The organism is Noviherbaspirillum sp. (assembly GCF_035944575.1).
Classification (GTDB): Bacteria; Pseudomonadota; Gammaproteobacteria; order Burkholderiales; family Burkholderiaceae_D; genus Noviherbaspirillum.
Genome location: NZ_DASZBA010000133.1, coordinates 52,752 through 76,276, shown reverse-complemented (window position 1 = coordinate 76,276; position 23,525 = coordinate 52,752). Strand labels below are relative to the sequence as shown.

22 protein-coding genes are annotated in these 23,525 nt (G+C 62.5%); 14 read left to right on the top strand and 8 right to left on the bottom strand.

The features are described 5' to 3' along the window. The first annotated feature begins 494 nt into the window (after positions 1 to 494). Complete coding sequence (locus VGU61_RS09055; protein WP_326858786.1) at positions 495 to 2,306, top strand: EAL domain-containing response regulator; 1,812 nt, start codon at positions 495 to 497, stop codon at positions 2,304 to 2,306. 149 nt (positions 2,307 to 2,455) lie between these two features. Continuing rightward, complete coding sequence (locus tag VGU61_RS09050) at positions 2,456 to 3,586, top strand: ABC transporter substrate-binding protein (protein ID WP_326858785.1); 1,131 nt, start codon at positions 2,456 to 2,458, stop codon at positions 3,584 to 3,586. A gap of 57 nt (positions 3,587 to 3,643) precedes the next feature. Here VGU61_RS09050 and VGU61_RS09045 read toward each other — a convergent pair whose 3' ends face one another. Continuing rightward, positions 3,644 to 4,705 (bottom strand): AI-2E family transporter, encoded by a 1,062-nt coding sequence (locus tag VGU61_RS09045; protein ID WP_414691614.1) that lies wholly within the window; start codon positions 4,703 to 4,705, stop codon positions 3,644 to 3,646. Between the two features lie 357 nt (positions 4,706 to 5,062). Here VGU61_RS09045 and VGU61_RS09040 point away from each other — a divergent pair, with 357 nt between their 5' ends. The 3 genes from VGU61_RS09040 to VGU61_RS09030 all read left to right on the top strand — a co-directional run bounded on the left by VGU61_RS09040 (position 5,063) and on the right by VGU61_RS09030 (position 9,045). Beyond that, positions 5,063 to 6,511, top strand: coding sequence for a catalase (locus VGU61_RS09040; RefSeq protein WP_326858783.1), 1,449 nt, complete (start codon positions 5,063 to 5,065; stop codon positions 6,509 to 6,511). Between the two features lie 297 nt (positions 6,512 to 6,808). Next, entirely contained in the window at positions 6,809 to 8,434 is a 1,626-nt protein-coding gene (locus VGU61_RS09035) for a catalase (RefSeq protein ID WP_326858782.1), read from the top strand. A gap of 71 nt (positions 8,435 to 8,505) precedes the next feature. After that, positions 8,506 to 9,045: an ankyrin repeat domain-containing protein gene (locus VGU61_RS09030; RefSeq protein ID WP_326858781.1), complete on the top strand. Its 540-nt coding sequence runs from the start codon at positions 8,506 to 8,508 to the stop codon at positions 9,043 to 9,045. Positions 9,046 to 9,179: 134 nt separating this feature from the next. Here VGU61_RS09030 and VGU61_RS09025 read toward each other — a convergent pair whose 3' ends face one another. The 3 genes from VGU61_RS09025 to VGU61_RS09015 all read right to left on the bottom strand — a co-directional run bounded on the left by VGU61_RS09025 (position 9,180) and on the right by VGU61_RS09015 (position 11,354). Then, positions 9,180 to 9,446 carry a hypothetical protein gene (locus VGU61_RS09025; RefSeq protein ID WP_326858780.1) on the bottom strand — a complete coding sequence of 89 codons (267 nt, stop codon included), beginning with the start codon at positions 9,444 to 9,446 and terminating at the stop codon, positions 9,180 to 9,182. A gap of 88 nt (positions 9,447 to 9,534) precedes the next feature. After that, on the bottom strand, positions 9,535 to 10,332 hold the full coding sequence (locus VGU61_RS09020; RefSeq protein ID WP_326858779.1) for an alpha/beta hydrolase: 798 nt from the start codon (positions 10,330 to 10,332) through the stop codon (positions 9,535 to 9,537). Next, complete coding sequence (locus tag VGU61_RS09015; protein ID WP_326858778.1) at positions 10,329 to 11,354, bottom strand: M14 family zinc carboxypeptidase; 1,026 nt, start codon at positions 11,352 to 11,354, stop codon at positions 10,329 to 10,331. Before VGU61_RS09015 ends, VGU61_RS09020 begins: the two co-directional genes overlap by 4 nt. Positions 11,355 to 11,508: 154 nt before the next feature. Here VGU61_RS09015 and VGU61_RS09010 point away from each other — a divergent pair, with 154 nt between their 5' ends. The 9 genes from VGU61_RS09010 to VGU61_RS08970 all read left to right on the top strand — a co-directional run bounded on the left by VGU61_RS09010 (position 11,509) and on the right by VGU61_RS08970 (position 19,345). After that, complete coding sequence (locus VGU61_RS09010; protein ID WP_326858777.1) at positions 11,509 to 12,492, top strand: TAXI family TRAP transporter solute-binding subunit; 984 nt, start codon at positions 11,509 to 11,511, stop codon at positions 12,490 to 12,492. Between the two features lie 209 nt (positions 12,493 to 12,701). Beyond that, a complete protein-coding gene (locus tag VGU61_RS09005; protein ID WP_326858776.1) occupies positions 12,702 to 13,205 on the top strand; it encodes a (2Fe-2S)-binding protein in 504 nt (167 codons plus the stop codon). Continuing rightward, positions 13,202 to 15,403 (top strand): xanthine dehydrogenase family protein molybdopterin-binding subunit, encoded by a 2,202-nt coding sequence (locus VGU61_RS09000; RefSeq protein WP_326858775.1) that lies wholly within the window; start codon positions 13,202 to 13,204, stop codon positions 15,401 to 15,403. Before VGU61_RS09005 ends, VGU61_RS09000 begins: the two co-directional genes overlap by 4 nt. A gap of 49 nt (positions 15,404 to 15,452) precedes the next feature. Further along, positions 15,453 to 15,917 (top strand): sulfur oxidation c-type cytochrome SoxX, encoded by a 465-nt coding sequence (gene soxX, locus VGU61_RS08995; protein ID WP_326858774.1) that lies wholly within the window; start codon positions 15,453 to 15,455, stop codon positions 15,915 to 15,917. Further along, the gene (locus VGU61_RS08990; RefSeq protein WP_326858773.1) at positions 15,917 to 16,399 is read left to right on the top strand and encodes a SoxY-related AACIE arm protein; all 483 of its coding nucleotides are present in this window, start codon (positions 15,917 to 15,919) and stop codon (positions 16,397 to 16,399) included. Before soxX ends, VGU61_RS08990 begins: the two co-directional genes overlap by 1 nt. Before the next feature lies 1 nt (position 16,400). Then, on the top strand, positions 16,401 to 16,724 hold the full coding sequence (soxZ, locus tag VGU61_RS08985; protein WP_326858772.1) for a thiosulfate oxidation carrier complex protein SoxZ: 324 nt from the start codon (positions 16,401 to 16,403) through the stop codon (positions 16,722 to 16,724). Between the two features lie 11 nt (positions 16,725 to 16,735). Further along, positions 16,736 to 17,500, top strand: coding sequence for a sulfur oxidation c-type cytochrome SoxA (soxA, locus tag VGU61_RS08980; protein ID WP_326858771.1), 765 nt, complete (start codon positions 16,736 to 16,738; stop codon positions 17,498 to 17,500). 229 nt (positions 17,501 to 17,729) lie between these two features. After that, positions 17,730 to 18,083: a c-type cytochrome gene (locus VGU61_RS08975; protein ID WP_326858770.1), complete on the top strand. Its 354-nt coding sequence runs from the start codon at positions 17,730 to 17,732 to the stop codon at positions 18,081 to 18,083. After that, positions 18,080 to 19,345, top strand: coding sequence for an NAD(P)/FAD-dependent oxidoreductase (locus tag VGU61_RS08970; protein ID WP_326858769.1), 1,266 nt, complete (start codon positions 18,080 to 18,082; stop codon positions 19,343 to 19,345). The genes VGU61_RS08975 and VGU61_RS08970 overlap by 4 nt, the downstream gene beginning before the upstream one ends. A gap of 21 nt (positions 19,346 to 19,366) precedes the next feature. On the opposite strand, the gene VGU61_RS08965 is transcribed toward VGU61_RS08970, so the two are convergent. The 4 genes from VGU61_RS08965 to VGU61_RS08950 all read right to left on the bottom strand — a co-directional run bounded on the left by VGU61_RS08965 (position 19,367) and on the right by VGU61_RS08950 (position 23,520). After that, complete coding sequence (locus VGU61_RS08965) at positions 19,367 to 20,797, bottom strand: MATE family efflux transporter (protein WP_326858768.1); 1,431 nt, start codon at positions 20,795 to 20,797, stop codon at positions 19,367 to 19,369. After that, positions 20,794 to 22,023, bottom strand: a complete 1,230-nt coding sequence (locus tag VGU61_RS08960; protein ID WP_326858767.1) for an MFS transporter — start codon at positions 22,021 to 22,023, stop codon at positions 20,794 to 20,796. Before VGU61_RS08960 ends, VGU61_RS08965 begins: the two co-directional genes overlap by 4 nt. Then, entirely contained in the window at positions 22,016 to 22,477 is a 462-nt protein-coding gene (locus VGU61_RS08955) for a MarR family winged helix-turn-helix transcriptional regulator (RefSeq protein WP_326858766.1), read from the bottom strand. The genes VGU61_RS08960 and VGU61_RS08955 overlap by 8 nt, the downstream gene beginning before the upstream one ends. Before the next feature lie 122 nt (positions 22,478 to 22,599). Then, entirely contained in the window at positions 22,600 to 23,520 is a 921-nt protein-coding gene (locus VGU61_RS08950; protein WP_326858795.1) for a LysR family transcriptional regulator, read from the bottom strand. Positions 23,521 to 23,525 lie beyond the last annotated feature (5 nt).

The following is a 23,525-nucleotide window of genomic DNA, read 5'->3' as shown; positions in this document are numbered from 1 at the left end:
TTTCACAGCAAGACAGGTCAATGTCAATCAACATCAGGGCCTCCCGAATCTGCCATGGTTGTTCATGCTAGGAAGCGCCATCGCATCCCGTCCACAGCAGAAGGCGGCGATCTTCACGCCCGCCATGCGCTGCCGCGATGGCTTGCGACAAACGGGGCCTGCGCAGTACCGTCAGCGAAGCGATTGCCCCGCTTGCTGCATGAAATCGGCCTTGACCGATCTCCGGAATTTCCGGATTCGTCCGTGTTCACGGATGCGAAGGCCGCTACCGGATTTGACCTGCCGGTAACGCATCCCGACGCATCTTCCGGCGACTTCCTTCGGGTTTTCCCCAGCCGGCATCGGCTTCGTCTTTTCAGCAACCTGCGCCTGGCAATCCCGGCAACGAATGTCCTCATTTCCAGATCCGCCCGTGTAATTCATTTCACTCTGCCCCAATAGCGGGATGGCGTCTTGCTTCTTTGGCAGCCAAGCATGCGATAAGGAAGAACATCATGGATAACGCATCGATCAAAGTCCTGTTGATTGAAGATAATCCCGGCGATGCAGTTCTGGTCGAACATATGTTGACGCAGGCGAGCACGCCGCCCATGGAAGTCAGCTGGGCAAGCAACCTTACCGCCGGCATTGAGCTGTTGAATGAGCGCAGCGCCGATCTGGTTCTGCTGGACCTGGGTCTGCCGGAAAGCATCGGGCTGGATACGGTCAAAAATTTGTACAGCAAGGTATCGTCGATACCTGCGGTAGTAGTGATGAGCGCCCTGGCGGATGAGAATGTCGCCTTGCAGGCGGTGCAGTATGGCGCGGAAGATTACCTGATCAAGCGGGAAGTGAGCAGTACCGTGCTGGTCCGGTCGATCCGCTATGCATTGGAGCGCAGCCAGGTGAAAAATGCCCTGCAACATGCAAAACACGAGCTTGAGCATCGGGTCAGTGAGCGCACGATGCAGTTGGCGAAGGTCATCGAGGAATTTCAGGAGGGCATCGTCCATCGCCAGCAGGCGGAGCGGCGTATCAGCTACATGGCGCATTACGATGCGTTGACCGGCCTGCCGAATCGCGTGTTGCTGCGCGACCGCATCGCGCAGGCCATCGGCCAGGCGCAATGCGGCAATACGCGCGTCGCGATCGTGTTCATCGATCTTGATAATTTCAAGCACATCAACGATTCGCTGGGACACCAGATCGGCGACCGCCTGCTGCAGGCAGTCGCCGGACGCATACGTCAACACCTGCGCGATGGCGACAGCGGCGCACGTCTTGGCGGCGACGAGTTCGTGCTGATTCTTCCCCTTGCCGACGAGAGCGACGATGCAGGAGCGATCGCGCAAATGGCGCTCCATGCGCTGGCGCAACCGTTCTCCGTCGATGGTCACCTGCTGCATGTGGGCGCCAGCATAGGCATCAGTACCTACCCGGATGACGGCCATGATGCGGACACGCTGATGCGTGCCGCCGATGCCGCGATGTATCACGCGAAGGGAAGAGGGCGCGGCAATGTCCAATTCTTCACGCCGGCGCTCAATCAGGCTGCGCATCAGCGCCTGAGCATCGAGAATCGTTTGCGCAATGCGCTTGCCAAGCATGAGTTCGTCCTGCATTACCAACCGCAGGTGGATATCGAAAGCGGTGCCATCTTCAGCGCGGAGGCGTTGCTGCGCTGGCGTCAGCCAGGAAAGGAGCCGGTTTCCTGCGAGGCATTCATTGCGTGCGCAGAGGACACGGGTTTAATCCTGCCGCTTGGCGGCTGGGTATTGCGGCAGGCATGCAGACAATTGAAGGCATGGCGCAATGAAGGCCATGCCGATCTGCGGGTCTCCGTCAACCTTTCGCCGCTCCAGATATGCCAACCCGGCTTTGCGGCGACTATCGCCGGGATTCTCCGTGAGACGGGCCTGCCCGCCAACGCGCTGGACCTTGAAATCACCGAACGCACGATGATGCAGCGGAACGAGCTTACGCTCGCAACCCTGATCAGCCTCAGTACGATGGGCGTACAACTTTCGGTGGACGATTTCGGTACCGGGTATTCCAGCTTGTCGTATCTGCAGCGGTTTCCTGTCCATGCGATCAAGATCGACCGCTCGTTCGTGCGTGGCATCGGCCATGATCTGAACAACACGACGCTGGTGACGGCAATCATCGCAATGGCCAACAGCCTGCGGTTGAAGGTACTTGCCGAAGGAGTGGAAACCGCGGAGCAGGCAGCCTTTCTCCTGGCGCACGGCTGTCCGTCGGCGCAGGGATATCTTTACAGCGCCGCCCTGTCGCCGGGATATTTTTCCCGACTTCTCATCCGCTCCTGATTCTTGTCGAACCGCATACGGAATGATCCCGGCATGCGTTTTCGGCTGATTCGCCAATCGCCCGGGTCGGGGGCTGCTTTCAGCAATTCATTAAGAAGTCACAATGCTTTCGTATGATTGCCGCAATTTAATTTCATATAGGCAACATCATGGCTTTCGGATTCCGGCGCACGGTACGACGTTTCCTTTTTGCGGCATTGTTTTTCATTCCTCTCCATGCAAACGCCTCGGGCGATCCTATCGTGATCGGCCAGGCCATCGATCTTTCCAGTCCAAATGCGGATATCGGCCGTGACTATGTGGCAGGAATAAAAACCTATTTTGATGCGCTTAATGCGGCAGGCGGCATTGGCGGACGCCCGGTACGGTACATTACCCGCGATGACCAGGGCAGGTCGGAAGTGGCGGCAAAGGAAGTCAGCGAACTGATCGAGCGCGACCGGATCGATTACCTGATCGGCGGGGTCGGCGAGGCATCCATGCAGGCAATCATCAATGCGCCCGCCTTCGGCCGCAGCAACCTTACCTTGTTTGCGCCGCTTGCCGCCGCCAATGGGCAGCCATCGCCGCGTGTCCTATTCTGGCGCCCCAGCTACCAGCAGGAGATTCGCTACCTGCTGGCGCATTTCGACCGCCTCGGTGCCAAGACCATCGGCATCGCCTACCAGGAATCGCCGACGAACCGTGAGGCATACAACGGCCTGCTGGCGGTTATCCGCGAACGCGGTATCGCCGTTACCGGCACTGCCCGCCTTGCCGGAGACGGGCGTCCCAATGAAATGGAAATCAAGCGGCTGGCGGGTTCGAAACCCGGATTCGTCATGGTCATTGCCGACACCATCGCTACAGGGCTGTTCCTGAAGGAATTCCGCAAGTATGAAAGTCAGACCTTCGTCGCCAGCACATCACTGATCAATCTCGCCACCCTGCGCGAAGTCGCCGGTCCGAAGGCAATCGAATGGACGGTGTTCTCGCAGGTTGTGCCGAACCCCGCCGGGACCGGCTCCATGATCCAGTCCGAACATCTGAAGATGATGCGCAAGTTCCGCGACGAATCGGTGTCCTCGCTGACGCTGGAAGGGTTCGCGGTTGCGAAGGGATTGGCCAAGGCAATCGAGCTGGCCAGGCCGGGCAGCCGCAATGCCCTGCAGGACCTGATGGCGCGAAAAGGCGAAGTCGATCTCGGCGGACTGTATCTCGTCTCCTCCGCGTCCACCGGCCACCTGTCGCCGTACCTGGATATCGCCTTGTTCCGCAAGGCGACCGGACTGCTGTTTTAAGCAACGCACTATTTCCGTGACGGGACCGGCGAAGCTCCCGTCATTCCCCAAGCCCGGTCAGCTTTTCGGGATCTCGTCCTCCGACGAAAACAAGTCCCACGCGGCGATGAACAGGGCTGCAATCACCGGCCCGATGACGAAGCCATTGAGGCCGAACATCGCGATACCACCGAGCGTCGAAATCAGCACCACATAGTCCGGCATCTGCGTGTCCTTGCCGACCAGGATGGGGCGCAGGATGTTATCCACCAGGCCGATGACGAACACGCCGAAGACGATGAGCGCGACGCCTTGCCAGATCGCTCCGGTGACCAGGAAGTAGATTGCGACCGGCGCCCAGATGATGGCCGCGCCGATTGCCGGCAGCAGGGACAGGAAGGCCATCAGCGTGCCCCACAGCAGCGCACCCTGGATGCCGAGGAACCAGAACATGAGGCCGCCCAGTACCCCCTGGGTGGCGGCGACGACGATATTGCCTTTGACGGTGGCGCGGATGACGGTGGTGAACTTGCCGAACAGGTTGCGTTTCTGTTCCGAGCTGAGGGGAATCGCATTCCTGATGCGCACCGATAGCCTGGAGCCGTCGCGCAGCAGGAAAAAGAGCAGATACAGCATCAGCCCGAATCCGATCAGGAAATCGAAGGTGTTCTGGCCGATGTAGACGGCCTGCTTGGCGACCAGCTGGCTGCCCTGCATGGCGCCGCTCGTCAACCTTTCCTGCAGAGTGGCGATGCTGGTGATGCCGAAACGGTCGAGCAGGGTGACAATCCAGTCCGGCAGCGCATCGATCACCTGCTGGAAATAAAGGCCGAAATTCAGTTCGCCCGACCGTATCTGTTCATAAACAGCCGCGCCTTGCCGCAGGAGCGATGCGGTGATGATGGACAGCGGAAAAATCACGATCACCAGCGATAGCAGCAGCGTGATGACGGCGGCCAGGTTGCGCCGCTGGTTCAGATTCACGACAAGGCGGCGGTAGAGCGGTGAAAACAGGATCGCCAGCGCGGTTCCCCAGAATATCGCGCCGTAATAAGGAAGCAGTATCCAGATGAATGCGACCGAGACGACGGCCAGCAGGAACAGGAAGGTCTTTTGTTGGAGTTCGGGAGAATTCATCATTGATCTAGTATGCGATCTCGTTGCTTTAATGAAAGGAGGGAATGTGCATGAAGCGCAGGTGTATGCAGTGTCTGGACCGATAGAAAACGAACAACACTATAACCTTAACCGGGTGCGAACACGGGGTATTGACGAATACACAGGGACATAGCGGCTCCCTATTTAATAAATAAAATCAATCAATTTGTTGTTATTGATAGTTTTCAATAAGCTTGCCGCTACCCAACTCATCCATGCAAGTCAAGGCGATCCGATGCGACTCACACCAAATATCACCAAATCCATGGATGCAAGCTGGCTGGCCATATTGGCAGCCATCGCGTTGGCATACTGAAGTTCCACATTCACGAGGCATGCATGAACGAGAAAACCACATTAACGACAGCTTCCGGCATACCGGTCGACGATAACCAGAACAGTCTGACCGCCGGTCCGCGCGGCCCGGTGCTGCTGCAGGATTTCCATCTGATCGAAAAGCTGCAGCACTTCAACCGCGAGCGGATTCCCGAGCGTGTGGTGCATGCCAAAGGATCGGGCGCTTACGGTACCTTCACCGTGACGCACGACATCACGCATTACACCAAGGCGAAGCTGTTCGCGGACATCGGCAAGCAAACCGAAACCTTCGTCCGTTTCTCAACCGTCGGTGGCGAGCGCGGCTCGGCGGATACCGAGCGCGATCCGCGCGGCTTCGCGGTGCGCTTCTATACCGAAGAGGGCAACTGGGATCTGGCCGGCAACAATACGCCGATGTTCTTCATCAAGGATCCGATCAAGTTTCCGGATTTCGTGCATACGCAGAAGCGCTGCCCGATGACGAACCTGAAGTCCGCCACGATGATGTGGGACTTCTGGAGCAATGCGCCGGAGTCGCTGCACCAGGTGACGATGCTGTTTTCCGACCGCGGCACCCCGGACGGATATAGGCACATGGATGGCTTCGGCAGCCATACCTTCAGTCTCATCAACCACGCCGGCCAGCGCGTCTGGGTCAAGTGGCACCTGAAAACCCGCCAGGGCATCAAAAACCTGTCGGCCGCCGACGCGGTCCGCCTTGCCGGCGAAGACCCGGACTACGCGCAGCGCGATCTGTTCAACGCGATCGCCAATGGCGATTTCCCGAAGTGGGACGTGTCCATCCAGGTGATGCGCGAAGACCAGGCCGCCACCTGGGCGGCGAAGACCGGCTGGAATCCGTTCGACCTGACCAAGATCTGGCCGCACAAGGACTTTCCGCGCATTCCGGTCGGCACGCTGGAATTGAACCGCAATCCGGAGAACTATCATGCCGAGGTGGAGCAGGTGGCATTTTCGCCCGCCAACATCGTTCCCGGCATGGGCTATTCGCCGGACAAGATGCTGCAGGGACGCCTGTTCGCCTATCACGACGCACAACTCTATCGTGTCGGCACCAATCACCAGCAGTTGCCGGTCAACCGGCCGCGCTGCCCGGTCAATCATCAGCAGCGCGACGGTGCGATGGCGATCGACAATTTCGGCTCGCAGCCGAACTACGCCAACGTCAGCAGCAGGGGTGCGGCATCGCGCGGATTCGGTCATGGCGATGCCGGCTGGGCGCTGATCGGCGAAGCCGGCCGCTACGATCCGCGCGGCGAGGATGACGACACGACCCAGGCCGGCAACCTGTTCCGCCTGATGACAGGCGGCGAGCGCGATCGCCTCACCACCAACATCGCCAATGCGATGCGTGGTATTGCCGTCGAGATCCAGCAACGTCAATTGGCGCATTTCGACAAGGCCGATCCCGCATACGGCGCGGCGGTGAGGAGCAAGCTCGCGGCCTGATCCGTTTATCGACCTGAACCGGTGGCCGATGGCGCTGCGGCGGATTTGCCGCAGCGCCATCGTCGTTTTGCGGTTCGGTATTTCTCTCTGGCCTGACGTGGACAAACCGCGATCGAAGGAACTGATCGATTGCGATTTTCTCTATATGCCTACGGTGTTGATGGCGTTCTGCCTTGCGCAGTAGAAAGCTATCGAATGCATCAAATGATCAAATTTGATGGACCCGCGCATCGCCGCGTATCTTGTCCGTCTCATCAGATCATTCTCACGCCACTTCCAACCATTGAGAGGAGAGCCATGAATACCGATCGACCCGAGCGCCCGACGCTCACCACCCGTCAGGGCCACCCCGTCAGCGACAACCAGGCACTGCGCTCCATCGGCGAGCGCGGCCCGGCAACGCTGGAAAACTATCAGTTCATCGAAAAGATCACCCACTTCGACCGCGAACGTATTCCCGAGCGCGTCGTGCATGCGCGCGGCACCGGCGCTCACGGTTATTTCGAGCCTTATGGCAAGATCGGCAACGAACCGGTTTCCAAGTACACCCGGGCACGGGTTCTGAATGAAGTCGGTGTGCGCACGCCAATCTTCGTGCGCTTCTCCACCGTGATCGGCTCCAAGGATTCGCCGGAGACCGCACGCGACCCGCGCGGCTTCGCCATCAAGTTCAAGACCGTCGACGGCAACTGGGACCTGGTCGGCAACAATCTGAAGGTGTTTTTCATACGCGATGCGATCAAGTTTCCGGACATGATCCACGCCTTCAAGCCCGACCCGGCGACCAACCGGCAGGAGCCCTGGCGTTTCTACGATTTCGTGTCGCAATCGCCGGAGGCGCTGCACATGGTCACCTGGGTGAAGAGCCCGTGGGGCATTCCCGCCAACTACCGGGAGATGGAAGGCTCCGGCGTGAATACCTACAAGTTCGTCAACGACCAGGGTGTCGCCCATCTCGTCAAATTTCACTTCCAGCCGAAGCAGGGCGTGCGCAACCTCACCAGCGCACAGGCCGCCGAAATCCAGGCGCAGGAAGTCGGCCACGCGACGAAGGACTTGTACGAGGCGATCGAGCGCGGCGATTTCCCGGAGTGGGAATTCTGCGTGCAGCTGATGACCGACGACGAGCATCCCGAACTCGACTTCGATCCGCTCGACGACACCAAGCGCTGGCCGGAGGACAAATTCCCGCTGCTGCCGCTGGGCCGCATCGTGCTCGACCGCAACCCTGACAATGTGTTCGCCGAAACCGAGCAGTCCGCGTTCGGCACCGGTGTCCTGGTCGACGGCATCGATTTTTCCGACGACAAGATGCTGCAGGGACGCACGCTGTCCTATTCCGATACACAGCGTTACCGGGTCGGTCCGAACTACCTGCAACTGCCGATCAACGCGCCGCAGGAAAAAGCCCGCGCGCATACGAACCAGCAGGGCGGTGCGATGGCGTATTACGTCGATCCCAACGGCGGCAACCGCCACATCAACTACGAGCCCAGCCTGATGGGCGGACTGCAGGAGGCGCCCAAGCCGGCAAAGGATTATCACCAGTGGGTGGAAGGGCATCTTGGACGCTACCAGACCACCCGCACCGCCGACGACTACAAGCAGGCCGGCGAACGCTACCGGACGTTCGAGGAATGGGAACGCGAGGAACTGGTCAACAACATCGGCAACGACCTGAAGCAATGCCCGGAGCCGATCCAGCTTCGCATGGTCTGGCATCTGTGGCACTGCGATCCGGATTACGGCACGCGCGTGGCGAAGATCGCCGGCATCGATCTGTCGCGGGCGAAAGACCTGCCGCCGCTGCCGGGCAAGCCCGCGCCTCACCAGCGGGGAACGTCGCCGACCTATACCAGCGGACAGAAGGAGGAGTCTCCAGGCTTGGAGACACGTTCGGAAGAAACCAGCGGCGCCAAGTAATACCCGGCACTGCAATGCGACCGGGCATGCACGGCCACATGATGTCCGTGCATGCCCTTCAAGGAGTGACTATGCAGGAACCTGCCGATGAAGCGAAACCGGCAGCCGCTAAAATTCCGGACGATGAAACCATTGCATTCGCGCAGAAGGTGTTTCATCTCGTCAGGACCGGCGACGCCGTCATACTGGGCGCGCTGCTGGAACAGGGGCTGCCGCCGAATCTGTGCAACCACAAGGGCGACAGCCTGCTGATGCTCGCCAGCTATCACGGGCATGTCGATGCGGCGCGGATTCTGCTGGAGTACGGGGCCGATACGGAAATCCGCAACGATCATGGCCAGACGCCGATCGCCGGCGCCGCCTACAAGGGTGATGTCGCGATGGTGAGATTGCTGCTGGATCACGGCGCCGACGTGGAAGGCGCCGCCCCGGACGGCAAGACCGCGCTGATGCTGGCGGCCATGTTCAACCGCGTGGATGTGGTCGACGTGCTGGTGGCGGAAGGCGCGAACATCGAGGCGCGCGATGCGAAGGGCATGTCGGCGCTCGATGCGGCGCGTGCGATGGGGGCGGCGGATACCCCGGCGCGGCTGGTGAGGGTGGTGCATTGAGGCTCTTTTACACCACATGTGGCTTGAACACATGCCGTGCCTAAAAAGAGATAGAAAAGGTTCCCTCCCCCTCGCAGGGGGAGGGGTAGGGTGGAAGTGGTGAGGTCGAGTCAGCGCATGCAGTCGCTCGACCTTCACACCCCTGCGCGGGCTGCCTCATCCCAGCCTCCCCCTAGAAAGAGGAAGGTGCCCGTAGCCGTTGATTGAGCGAACGAGGAAATTGCTTCCCCCGGTACTGCTTCGGTGCGCTTCAGGTCGACCTTGCCCGCTTCGAACGCGGCACGCAAAATCCCCCGCATCACCTCCCAGTCATATTCATTCTGCGCAGCATTCCTTGCCAGCAGCCCGGACTCCACCGCTTTCCTGACAGCGGCGCGGACCATCGAATTGGTCGGTTCCATATGCATTCTCCTGAAGTAGACGTATCCCGCGCGGCGGGACGATCGCGTTGCTGCAGGAAGTATCCTCATGGCAGATGACCGGAGAATGTCAAATCGTTTGCTGGGTAGCCAATCGGCCGCTGTCCTGACCTGCATCAAGCCATGTTGCGATCCGTCGCGCCACCCACGGCCCGTCGTCGAGCGGCAGGTCATGTCCCGCATCCGGATGGACGAACAACGCCGTTTTCCATGCATCGGCCAATCGGCGCGAACAGGCGGGGTCGACCAGCCGGTCGGCGGCGCTTGTCAGCACAAGCATCGGCATGGGCGGTCTCTGTGCCGGCGCGTGATAGCGTGCCGCCGCCAGCAACTGGCGCAAGGCATTGCTGCGTGACACCGGGTATTCATTCTGGTATGCCGTCCATGCGGCGAGCGTGGCATCGACCGCGGCGGCGCCGCGCGAGGTCAGTTCCAGCACGAGGCGTTCCCGCGCCTGCGCATCCGCATGCGCCATCGCCAGCCGCAATACTTCGGGATAGACGCGCCAGTGAAGCCGGCGGTAGAACGGGCTGAACGGGCGCATGCTGGTATTGATCAGCACGCAGCTGCGCACTTCCTGCGGATACCGGTGCGCCCATTCCACCGCCGTCATGGCGCCCAGCGACAGTGCGAGCAAATGATAGGGCGGGGGCGCGCTCTGGGCCGCCAGCGCGCGGCGATAGCACTCCACCATGCCGCTCACCCGCATCGGGCTGTCCTGCATGTGCAGCCGTCCGTTGCCCGGAAGGTCCGGCACATGCACATCCGCAGCGTCGACATGCCGGCGGAAAACCGCCGGAAAATCGCCCCAATGGCGGCTCTCGCGCATCAGCCCGCGCAGGAAGACCCAATTGCCGGAATGGCTCAAGCAGCCGCTCCGCGATACCAGAGATCGAATGCGCGCCGGCTGCTTTCCAGCCGCGCCGGTCCTTCCGGCAGCCAGCGACGGTGCCCGCAAGCCGCCAGCACGAGGAATTCGAGCCAGACCAGATGACGGCGCAGCACCCGCTGCAGCCGGTGCATCGGAAGCGGATTGAAGTAGCCGGTGCGCGAAAAGATTTGCATGGGATTTTTCTTGATCCACAGCCACGATCCCATCTCCAGCGTCAGCGGCAGGAAAATCCGCCGTTCATTCTCTGCGGCCTTCAGGTACAGGTGATCCCACAGATCGCCATGCGTCAGGTATTGCCGGCTTTGCGGCTCGAACAGGTAATTGTGGTTGGGATAGGTCTGGCTGAACAGCTCATGCAGCGCCCATACTTCGGGAAGATGCCTGATCGGCGTCGTGCTGCAGGCATACGGAAACCAGATCCGGTCCCGCAGCCCGAAGCCGGAATGGCAATCAAGCGCGATGCTGAAATCGTGCGCCAGCAGTTCATCCTGAACCTGCCGGCAAACCGCCTGGTTCTCGATCTCCATGGGCTGGCCTTCCTTGCCCCGGAACCAGGGCAAGCGACGGCTGATCCGCTGGCCGCCCAGCATGAACGGCACACGTTCCGCCGACTGGACCGGCGAATTGCGCATCAGGTCGACGCCTCGCCCATTGCATCGTGTGCTGCGCGACATGCCCGCCGGGTTGACCAGCGGCATGAAGGTCAGCCGAACCGACTGCAACTGCGCATGCAGCACATGGTCCCAGCGCAGGCGGGTTGCAAGACTGTGCAGGAAGGCAAGGATCACCTGTGTACCGATACGCTCGAGCCCATGGATGCCGCCGAAGAATCCGACCGCCGGCGCGGCCGGGTCGGGGTTGCCGATGGAAATGGAGTAGATCGGGAAGCATTGGCCATCGGCATCCACCTTGCCATGGCTGCTGACGGAGAAGTCGGTGTGATGTTCTTCGATGATGCGCTCGAGCGCGGTCATCTCGGGTAGGTCGTTGACTGGCATGGGCTAATGTACCGGACGCGGGAAGAGGGCATGCTTGCTTCCCCGGTTTCGATTATGGGTGCCTGGCCGGCACGCACGCTTGATCTTGCTTAATCGTTCCAGCGGCCGGCGCGAAGATGTTGTATCGTTCCTTTCGCCAGGGCTGGACTGCATCATGCCGATGCGTCGTGTCCCTATCACGGAGGTGTCCATGGTTTGGTCTGCGCGATTCATGCTTGTCTGCACCCTTTTCTTGGCTGGTACGGCCGCCGCGGCTGATCCGGTTAAGGTCGTGATGGGAACCGCCACCCCGGGAGGCGGCTTCCCGGTGTTCGGCGATGCGGTTCTGCGCACCGTCGCCAGGACCGATCCCGCGCTTCAGATCGAAGCGAAGAACACCAAGGGCAGTACCGAAAACATTCCCCTGCTCGAAGACGGCAAGCTGGACATCGCGCTGGTGCAGGGCGAAGCTGCCTATGAAGCGCTGCAGGGAGTAGGGCGGCCGCCAACGAATGCGAAGATCATCGCCGCCATGTACTCCACCCCCGGCATGTTCGTCGTGCGCGCCGACAGTCCATACCGCAGCATCGACGATTTGCGCGGCAAGCCCGTGGCTTTCGGCGCGCGCGGCTCCGGCCTGGTGATTCTCGCCCGCTATGTACTGAACGGGCTCGGGCTGGACATGGATAAGGATTTTCAGGCGGTGTACCTGGAGCGGGCCGGTGACGGTCCGGCAATGGTGGCGGACGGTCGCGTGGCGGCGCTGTGGGGCGGGGGCAGCAGCTGGCCGGGTTTCGTCACCGTCACCAACGCGCCATCGGGCGGCCGCTTCATCGTGCCGTCCGAAGCGGAGATATCGAAGATCCGTGAGCGTCATGGTTTCCTGAAGCAGCTGACCTTGCCCGCGAACAGTTTCAAGGGACAGGCCGCACCCCTGACATCGGTTGGCTCCTGGAGCTTCATCATGGCGCGCCCGACCCTGCCGGACGAGACCGCATACCGGTTGACGAAGGCGCTGCACAAGGGCGAGGACATCATCGGCGAACTGCTGCCGCAGGCGAAGGAAACCAGGGCCGCCAACACCGCGTCGGCGGCGCCGGACGAACGCATGCTGCATCCCGGGACCCTGAAGTACCTACGTGAAATCAAGTTGAAATAAGAGCGTCTAACAAAATGCCTCTGCCTGCGTTGCGTCTCCTTGTCGTACGTCAGTACTGCCTGCGTCGACGCGCCTTGCCAGAGAGCACGAAGCTGGCGCTTCGTTCATTCTGTTAGACGCTCTAAGCACGGAAAAAACGGAAGCCGTAATATATCCGGGCGTCCGACGCATCACCCGCCCGAACCATAACCACAACCTGGAGTTGAGACATGGCAAAACTGAATGTCAACGGTACATTGCGTGAATTTGAGGCGGAGGGCGACACGCCGCTGCTATGGGTGCTGCGCGAGCAGCTCGGCCTGACCGGGACGAAGTATGGTTGCGGCGTCGCCATGTGCGGTTCATGTACCGTGCATATCGACGGCGAGCCCACCCGCAGCTGCGTGCGCCCGGTCTCCTCGGTCAATGCGGAGCAGAAGATCGTGACGATCGAGGGCCTGTCCAAGGACGGCTCCCATCCGGTGCAGAAAGCCTGGGTGGCGCTCGACGTGCCGCAGTGCGGCTTCTGCCAGAGCGGCATGATCATGGCCGCCGTCGCGCTGCTCAAGCAAAAGCCCAATCCCACCGACGCTGACATCAACGAATCCATCACCAATATCTGCCGCTGCGGCACCTACAACCGGGTGCGCGCCGCGATCAAGGTCGTGGCGAAGGGCGGCGACGCCCGCAGCGCCGGCCTGTCGATCAAGCATGCTGACGGGAGCACGACATGAGCCGCGCCGTCTCCGACACCGCCGTGGCCAATCCCTCCCGCCGCCGCTTCCTCGGAACATCGACCGCCGCCTTCGGCGGATTGATGATCGGCTTCCATATACCTCTGACCGCCGCCGCGCAGAGTGCGGCGGCCGGCGCGGTGCCGGAAGTCAATGCCTGGGTGGTGGTGAAGCCGGACGATACCGTGGTTATCCGCATCGCGCGCTCCGAGATGGGGCAGGGTTCGCTGACCGGCCTTGCCCAGCTCGTCGCGGAGGAACTGGACTGCGACTGGGCCAAGGTGACTACCGAATACCCGACGCCCGGACAGAATCTCGCGCGCAACCGGGCCTGGGGGAATTTCTCGACCGGCGGAAGCCGCGGCATACGGGAGTCGCATGACTATGTGCGAAAGGGCGGGGCGGCGGCACGCATGATGCTCGTGCAGGCGGCTGCGGACGAATGGAAGGTGCCGGCTTCCGAATGCCGCGCCGCCAACAGCGTCATCACCCACGGCCCGTCGAACCGCACCACCACCTACGGCAAGGTCGCCGCGTCCGCCGCGAAGCTGACGCCGCCCACGGATGTCGTGCTGAAGGACCCGAAGGAGTGGAAGGTCGCCGGCAAACGCCTCGCGCGCCTCGATACGGTGGAGAAAACGACCGGCGCGCAGATTTATGGCATGGACCTGAAACTTCCCGGCATGCTGAATGCAGCGATCAAGGATTGCCCGGTGTTCGGCGGCAAGGTGAAAAGCTTCAAGGCGGCCGAGATACAAGGCCGCCCGGGCGTGAAAAAAGTGGTGCAGGTCGGCGACAGCGCCGTTGCGGTAGTCGCGGACACATGGTGGCATGCCAAGACCGCGCTGGATGCGCTGCCTATCGAATGGGATGAGGGCCCGAACGCCAAGGTATCAAGCGCCAGTATCGCCGAGACACTGAAGGCCGGCCTCGACGCGAACGATGCGGCGATCGGCAACCAGAACGGCGACGTGCGCGCCGCGCTCAATGCCGCTGCACGCAAGATCGAAGCGGTCTATTCCTATCCGTACCAGAACCACGCGACGATGGAGACCATGAACGCGACGGCGAAATGGACGCCCGAGCGCTGCGAAGTCTGGACGCCGACGCAGAATGGCGAAGCGGCGCTGGCCGCCGCAGCCGAGGCGGCGGAGATGCCGCCGTCGAAATGCGAGGTGTACAAGATCCACCTCGGCGGCGGCTTCGGCCGGCGCGGTGCGGTGCATGACTGGGTGCGGCAGGCGGTGGCGATCGCGAAGGAAATGCCCGGCACGCCCGTCAAGCTGATCTGGTCGCGCGAGGAGGACATGCTGCATGGCCGCTACCATCCGGTCACGCAATGCAAGCTGAGCGCCGGCCTCGATGCGCAGGGCAATATCACCGGACTGCATATGCGCATTTCCGGGCAGTCCATCCTCGCCGGCGTGTTCCCGCAGAACATCAAGGACGGAAAGGACCCGGTCGTGTTCCAGGGCCTGAATCCGCCCGGCCCGGAAGCATCGATCGGCTACAGTTTCCCGAATCTGCTGATCGATCATGCCATGCGCAATCCGCCGGTGCCGCCGGGCTTCTGGCGCGGCGTGAATCTGAACCAGAACACCATCTATCTCGAATGCTTCCTCGATGAGATCGCCCATGCGACGAAACAGGATCCGCTCGCGCTACGCCGCAAGCTGATGGCGAATCACCCGAAACACCTCGCGGTGCTGAATGCCGCCGCCGAGCGGGCCGGCTGGGACAAGCCGCCGCCCAAGGGCGTGTTCCGTGGGCTGGCGCAGACGATGGGCTTCGGCAGCTACGTGGCGGCGGTGGCGGAAGTGTCCGTCAACGATGAAGGCGGGGTGAAGATTCATCGCATCGTGGCGGCCACCGATCCGGGCCATGCATTGAACCCGCAGCAGATCGAGGCCCAGGTGGAAGGGTCTTTCGTCTATGGCCTGTCGGCCGCGTTGTACGGCGAATGCACGGTCAAGGATGGCCGCATGGAGCAGGATAATTTCACCAGCTACCAGGTAATGAGGATGGATGAGATGCCCCCGGTGGAAACCGTGATCGTTCCGTCCGGCGGTTTCTGGGGAGGGGTGGGCGAGCCGACCATCGCGGTGGCGGCGCCGGCGGTGCTGAATGCCATTTTCGCCGCGACCGGCAAGCGCATCCGCGACCTGCCGCTGAAAAACCATAGCCTGAAGAAAGCATAGGGCATGGCGGGGACGCCGGTGCGTCTCCGCGATATCGTTGGATTTGGGAATGTGGTCATTCGTCACTGCGCTTTTTCTGGCAACAAGCGGCTCCGCATGGGCCGGGGGCGGGACGGCCGTGTCTTACCGTATCGTCGGCGATGCGATACCTGAATCCCTGACCGGCGCACCCGGAAATGCGGCGCGGGGGCGGGCCATCGTTGCCAGCCGGCAGGTCGGCCTGTGCCTGCTCTGCCATACCGGGCCGCTGCCGGAGGAGCGCTTCCAGGGCAATCTCGCACCTGACCTGAGCGGTACCGGTGCGCGCTGGAGCGAAGGGCAGTTGCGCCTGCGCATCGTCGATGCCGGCCGCTTCAATCCGGCAACCATCATGCCGTCGTATTACCGTAGCGATGGCTTGGTCCGGGTCAATCCCGCGCTGCAGGGGAAGACCATACTGGATGCGGGGCAGATCGAAGATGTCGTCGCCTTTTTGCGCACACTGCGCGAACCGCCACAACAGAAAGCAAAGTGATGTCCGATCCACATGAATGTTCTTCCGGAACCGACCGCAAGCGCCGCAGGCTGCTGGCGGCAGGGGCCGGCCTCGGTGCGTGGCTGATCGTCCGGCCCGCGAGCGCGACGCCGGACGAGATGGCCGCCGCAATCAGGTCCTACACCGGCGGCGCAGTGGTGCGCCCGGGCAAGGTGAAGCTGGACGTGGCGGCGCTGGTCGATAACGGCAATGCCGTGCCGGTCACCGTCGCCGTCGACAGCCCCATGACCGCTGCCGACCATGTTGCCGCCATCGCGATTTTCAACGAGCGCAATCCGCAGACCGACGTTGCCCGCTTCACCCTTGGGCCGCGCGCCGGCAAGGCCAGCATTTCCACGCGCATGCGGCTGGCCACTTCGCAGAAGCTGACGGCGGTTGCCAGATTGAGCGACGGCAGCTACTGGTCGCATACCATCGACGTGGTGGTAACCCTGGCTGCCTGCATCGAAGGCGAGACCTGACATGGCACGCACACTCATCAAGGTACCCGCCACCGCGAAGCGCGGCGAAGTGATCGAAATCCGCACGCTGATCGCTCACCCGATGGAAACCGGCTACCGGCCCGGCGCCGACGGCCAGGTGGTGCCGCGCGATATCCTGCGACGCTTCACCTGCCGCTATAACGGCGACGTGGTGTTCAGCGCCGAACTGTTCCCGGCCATCGCGGCCAATCCCTCCATCAACTTCCATACCGTCGCAACCGACAGCGGCACGCTGACATTCACCTGGGAAGGCGACAAGGGATTCACGCAGACGGAATCGGTGACGATTACCGTCACCGGTTAAACGCGATGCGAATGGCCGCAATGCTGATCGTCCTTGCCGCTTGCAGCGCGGCAGCGAATGCGCAGCCGGCGGGCGAATCACGACTTCCCGGCTCCGCGTTCATGGGCCGGTCGACGCAGGAGATGCAGCGCGACGACAGCCTCAATCCCGGCATGCTGTGGGTGCAGGAGGGAGAGGCGCTGTGGCAGCGCAACGCGGGGAAAAGCGACCTCTCCTGCGCAAGCTGCCACGGAGATGCGCAAACGTCGATGCGCGGCGTGGCGGCGCGTTATCCCGCTTTCGATGCAACGAGCAAGCGCCCGCTGAATCTCGGCCAGCGCATCAACCAATGCCGGCAGGAGCACCAGCAGGCGCCGGCTTTCGCGCCGGAAAGCGAAGCCTTGCTGGGTTTGGAGAGCTATATCGCATTGCAGTCGCGCGGCATGCCGGTGACGCCGCCGGGGGATGCGGCGCTGCAGGCGTTTTATGTGCGGGGCGAGCAGCGCTGGCGGCAGCGCATCGGGCAGCTTAATCTGTCCTGCGCGCAATGCCATGACGAGAACTGGGGCAAGCGCCTCGGCGGCAGCATCATCCCGCAGGGGCATGCGGGCGGATATCCGATCTACCGGCTGGAATGGCAGGCGATGGGATCATTGCAGCGGCGACTGCGCAACTGCATGACCGGAGTGAGGGCGGAGCCGTTCGCGCTGGGATCGCAGGAATTGGTGGAGCTGGAGTTGTATCTGGCGAAGAGGGCGAAGGGGATGGCGATGGAGGCGCCAGGGGTGAGGCCGTAGGGGCAGACTGCCGGACGACGCATTATCCAATGACGAAGTGACGCTATTCCATTATCCGGCCGAATTCATAACGCATGACGGCTCCTTCCCCCTGTAAGGGGGAAGGTTGGGATGGAGGTGGCAGGGCTGAGACAAGTAAGGTTCTGTCTCGATCCTACCACCCCCACCCTAGCCCTCCCCCTTACAGGAGGAGGGGATCGGCCATAGGCAATTTTCCAGGAAACCGTTGATGGTTAAGTTTAGAAAATCACGCGCCACGCAATTCATCCGCTTTACCTTCGGAGCGCTCATTCTGATCCACGCCACAACCCTAACCCTCGCCGCCGAACCCGACCCCACAGGCCGCCGCCTCTACGCCACCTGCGCCGCCTGCCACGGCACCGACGGCCGGCCGGAACGAGGCGGAAGCCTGTCCGCACTAGCCGGTCAATCGAAAGAGTCGCTGACCGCCGCCATGCAAGCCTTCAAGACCGGCACACGCAACGCAACCATCATGCATCAGATCGCCAAGGGGTACACCGATGAACAGATCGAACTGATCGCCGGATATCTCGCCGGCCTGAATAAACCGGAGAGCAAATGAAACGCCGTCAATTCATGGGAGCGATCGGTGCGGCGCTGTCTTCCAAGACCGTCGCCGCCTTCGCCGCCCCGGCGAAGCCGCACGTGGTGGTAATAGGCGCAGGTTACGGCGGCGCGACCGCAGCGCGTTACCTGCGCATGTGGAGTGCAGGCGCGATCGACGTGACGCTGGTGGAACCGAATGCCGCATTTATTTCCTGCCCGGTATCCAACCTGGTGCTGGGCGGATCGAAGCAGATGGCGGACATCACCGTCAGCTATCAGCAACTTGCCCGCCGTCACGCCATACGCATGGTGCGCGATACCGCACAGGCCATCGATCCCGACAAGCGCATCGTCAGGCTCGCTGGAGGCAGGCCCCTTTCCTACGACAGGCTGGTGCTGTCGCCCGGCGTAGAGTTCCTGTGGGATAGTCTGCCCGGCATGGCGCAAGCGGGCGCGCGCGACAAGGTGCTGCACGCGTGGAAAGCGGGTGAACAAACCTTCGCGCTGCGGCGGCAGCTCGAAGCGATGGCGAATGGCGATACCTTCGTCATGTCCATCCCGCCGGCTCCTTACCGCTGTCCGCCAGGGCCTTATGAACGGGCATGCCAGGTTGCCCATTATTTCAGCAGGGCCAAGCCGAAGTCGAAAGTCATCCTGCTGGATGCGAATGAAGATGTGGTGTCGAAAGGCGCGTTGTTCAAAAAGGTTTGGGCGGAACGCTACAAGGACATCATCGAATACCAGCCGAGTTTCAAGGCCACCGATGTCGATCCGAAAACCGGCACGGTGATATCGGAGTTGGGCGACGAGGTGCGCGGCGCGGTATTGAACGTGGTGCCGCCGCAGTCGGCGGGCGGTATCGCCGTGCAGACCGGACTGGCCAATGTCAACAGGCGCTGGTGCGAAGTGGATTTCCTGACTTTCGAATCCACCCAGGCGCGCCATATCCATGTGCTGGGCGATGCGATCCAGGTCGCGCCGCTGATGCCGAAATCCGCGCATATGGCCAACCAGCACGCGAAAATCTGCGCCGCAGCCATCGTCGATATGTTCCAGGGGAAGCCGCCGCCGCAAAACCCGATGCTGACCAACACCTGCTACAGCTACGTGTCGGACAAGGATGTGATCCATGTGACGTCCGTGCATGCCTATGACGCGCAGAAGAAAACCCTGCTCAGCGTGCCGGGCTCCGGCGGCGTGTCGGCGGCGCCCGGTGAACTGGAAGGCAGGTACGCGGCGGAATGGGCAAGGAATATCTGGGCCGATACCCTGTCGTAGCGCGCGCCGTCCGCAACCGCCTTATGCCGCCGTCCCGCGCACGCGTTCCAGCATGGCCGATGTCCTGCGGGGCCAGCCGACGGGGCCGAACCATGCGCCGCCCGCGATCGATCCGACATTCACCAGGCCATATACCACCAGCGCCACACCCTGCGCGATGAACACATGGGTCAGGCTCCCGCCCCAGCGCAGCGCCAGCCAGCCGCCGCCCGCCGCGACCGCCAGACGGAGCACATTGCCCAGCACCGGCCACATCAGCCGTCCCGCGCCTTGCGAAGCGAAGTACAGCACCAGCCCCACGCCGAAGAACCCGTACACCGGGCCGACGGTGCGCAGGTAGCGGCTGCCGGCCTCGAGCATGGCCGGATCGTTGTTAAACAGGGTCAGCCACGCATGCGGGAAAGCGGCGGCAAACAGGCCGATGGTCTCCGCCATCCCGAACGCCAGCGCCGCCCCCATCCAGGTGGCCTGCAACGCGCGTTCGCGCTGCCCGGCGCCGATGCAGGTGCCGACCATGGCGACCAGCGGCGCACCCAGGCCGAATACCAGCGGCACCAGCAGATATTCCAGGCGCGACGCGGTGCCGTAGCCGGCGATGGCCGCCGTGCCGAATCCGCCCACCAGCGCGGTGGTGATGATGATGGCGAGATTGGTGGCGACGGTCGATACCGTGCCGATCAGGCCGATGCGCAGGATGTCGCGGAACAGCGGCCAGCGAAAGCGGACTTCCTTCAGGGACGGGCGCAGCAGACTTTTGCTGGAAGACAGATACGCGGCCAGGATGATGCTGCCGACGAAGTAATACGACAGCAGCGCCACCGCGCCGCCGGCGATGCCCATGCCGGGCACCGGTCCCCAGCCGAAGATCAGCAGCGGCGACAGCGGGATCAACACCACCATGCCGCCGACGGTGACGTAAGCCGGCACCGCCATGTTGCCGGTGCCGCGCAATATCGCCGACAGCGAATTGAAGATCCAGACGATGATGGCGCCGGCAAACACCCAGTTGGAATAGGTAAGCGCGGCCTCCAGCGCACCGCCCGCGCCGCCCATGCTCGCATACAGCGAGCGGCCGCCGAGCAGGATCGCTCCCATGAATATCACGCCGAACACCACCGCGATGAGCAGCGCATGCCACACCAGCGCGTCGGCATCCGCGCGCCGCCGGGCCCCGAGCGCCCGGGCGATGGACGACGCAATGCCGCCGCCCATGGCCCCGGACGACGTCATCTGCATGAACATCACCACCGGGAATACCAGCGCCATCCCCGCCAGCGCATCGGTGCCGAGCTTGCCGACGAAGTAGGTTTCGATCAGGCCGACGCCGGCCTGCGCCAGCATCACCAGCACATTTGGCGCGCCCATCTTCAGCAGCGTAGGCACGATGGGCGCTTCCAGCAGCATCCGTGTGCGTGGATCGAGAGTGGCGCCCTCCGCGGGACGGGCGCTCATGCCGGCACCATCGCGGGACGGGCGAGCTTCGCTTCGCGGATTGGCAGATGGACCAGTGCCGCGCCAACCGCCAGCATGATGTCGATATACCACATCCAGTCATAGCTGCCGGTAGCCTCAAATACCTTGCCGCCCATCCATGCGCCGAGGAAGCCGCCGACCTGGTGGGTCAGCATTACGATGCCGAACAGCGTGGCCATGTTGCCGACGCCGAACAGCTTCGCGACCAGCCCGGCCGTCGGCGGTACGGTGGACAGGAAGGTCAAACCCATGACGGCGGCAAAGAGCAGCATCACCGTGCCGGTCTTGGGAGCAAGCAGGAAGGCGATTACCGCCAGCGCGCGTGTCGCGTAGACCAGCGACAGCAACGACTTCATGCGCCAGCGTCCGACCGCCCATCCCATCGCGATGCTGCCGACGATGTTGAACAGGCCGATCATCGCCAGCGACCATGCGCCGAATTGCAGCGGCAGGCCGCAGCTGGCGATCACGCCCGGCAGGTGGGTGGCAAGGAAGGCGACATGGAAACCGCAGACGAAGAATCCGGCCGCCAGCATCAGGTAGCTCGGGGTGCGCAGAGCGGTACGGATGGCATCGCCGGTGCCGATCGGCTTCTGCGCCGCCGGCGTTGTGGCGGCAGGCGCGCCGCTGAGCAGGAAGGCCGCCGGCAGCGCCAGCAGGACGATCAGGCCGAGGATCTGCATCGCATTCATCCAGCCTGCGGCCACCATCAATGCACCGGCGATCGGCGCCATGACGAACTGGCCGAAGGAGCCACCGGCATTGATGATGCCGGTCGCCATGCCGCGCTTCTCAGCCGGGATCATGCGGCTGGCGGTTGCCATCAGCACCGCCGGCCCGGCCATGCCGGCGCCGCCGGCCGACAGCACGCCGATGGCGATGACCAGTCCGAGCGTGGTCTGCATATAGGGCGTGATGAAAGTGCCCAGCGCCACCAGCAGCGCGCCAAAGAACAGCACCCGGCCGGCGCCGAACTTGTCGGCGAAGGCGCCGGCGAACGGCTGGGTCAGGCCCCACCATAGCTGGCCGAATGCGAACGCGAGGCTGATGCTGCCGATGCCCAGGCCGGTGGCGGTATTCAGCGGGCTCAGGAAGAGTCCCATTGTCTGGCGGGTGCCCATGGTCAGGGCGAAGGTGCCGGCGGCGGCGAGGAGGACCAGCCAGACCGCAACCTGGCGGTTGGCCGTGTTGCTTGCGCTATTCATTTTCCGCTCCCTGGTCGCTGGTGGAAAGCAGTGCGAGCGAATCGTCGATCAGCGCATGCAGGGCCAGCACCCGTTCAACGCCGAGTGTCCGGTTGATCTTGTCCTGTGCCGCCTTCCAGTAGCTTTTCGCTTCCGCGCGTTTGGCCCGGCCGGCATCGGTAATGATGACGCTGCGGCTGCGGTCGTCGGTGCCGGCCTCGATCCGGAGCCAGCCGGCATCGACCAGCGGCTTGAGGTTGCGGGTGAGGGTGGAGGCATCCAGGCGCATCGCCTGCGCCAGCTCGCCGGGACGGATCGGGCCGAGCCGCTCCACGTGCGCCAACAGGGAATACTGGGTGGTTTTCAGTCCGGTCTTGCCGAGTTCCGCATCGTATTGCTGCGAGACAAGGCGCATGATCTGGCGGATCTTGAAATTGGTGCAGCCTTGCGGCTGGGTAGGCTGGTCGGCAGGCATGTCTGGCACCTCAAATCAATTGTAGGTGCAAGGATTGTATATGCAAATTTAAGGGAAGCGCAATCGATTCCGGAATTGCCGAAATAAAGTGATTTTCGACAATCCTTGCGTTTCGCGGCCCGTCAAAGCAACTCGATATTGCTCAGGTTCAGGAAGCAGCTTTCCCGTGTCGTCGCAACGAAATCCGCAAGGTAGGGCCGCGACGACAGCTCGGGCAGGCAGGCAGCATAGAGACGCCCCGTCAAGCCATTGCGGGTGATGCGCCGCGCCAGCACATAATCCCGGTCCAGGTAGTTTTGCGCCGCCCATAGCGGCAGCGTGGCGATGCCGCGCCGGCTGGCCACCAGCTGCAGCATCGCCACCGTCAATTCGGTCGTGCGGCGTTCGGTATCGATGCCGGCGGGCTGCAATACCTGCCGGACCACGTCCAGCATGTCGTCAGGCACCGGGTAGGTGATCAGGGTATCGGTCGCGAAATCCTTTGCGCGCAGGTAGTCGCGCGCCGCCAGCGGATGATCCTTCGCCAGCACGGCGACGATCTCGAAGCGGAACAGAGGATGGTAGTCGACCGCTTCATCGGCATCCATGTCCGACACGATCGCCACATCGGCGCGGTGGCCATACAGCAGCCCCACCGGATCGGCCTGGAAACCCGACACGATGTCCAGTTCGACTTCCGGCCATCGGCTGCGGAAGACATCCATCGACGGCATCAGCCAGTCAAAGCACGTGTGGCATTCAACGGCGATCCGCAGCTGCCCGGCCACGCCCTGCGCCATGCGCACCAGGTCGCGCTCGGCGCCATCGACCTGGGGCAGCACGGTATCGGCCAGCTTCAGCAGGCGTTCGCCGGCGGGCGTGAAGCGGATCGGCACCGATTTTCGTTCGAACAGCAATGTGCCGTGATGGTCTTCCAGTTGCTTGATCTGGTGGGAGAGGGCGGACTGGGTGAGATTGAGCAGCGTGGCGGCGCGCAGCAGGTTGCCGGCTTCGCGTAGCGCGACCAGCGTTTTCAGATGCCGTAGTTCGAGCAAAGACTGCATATGAA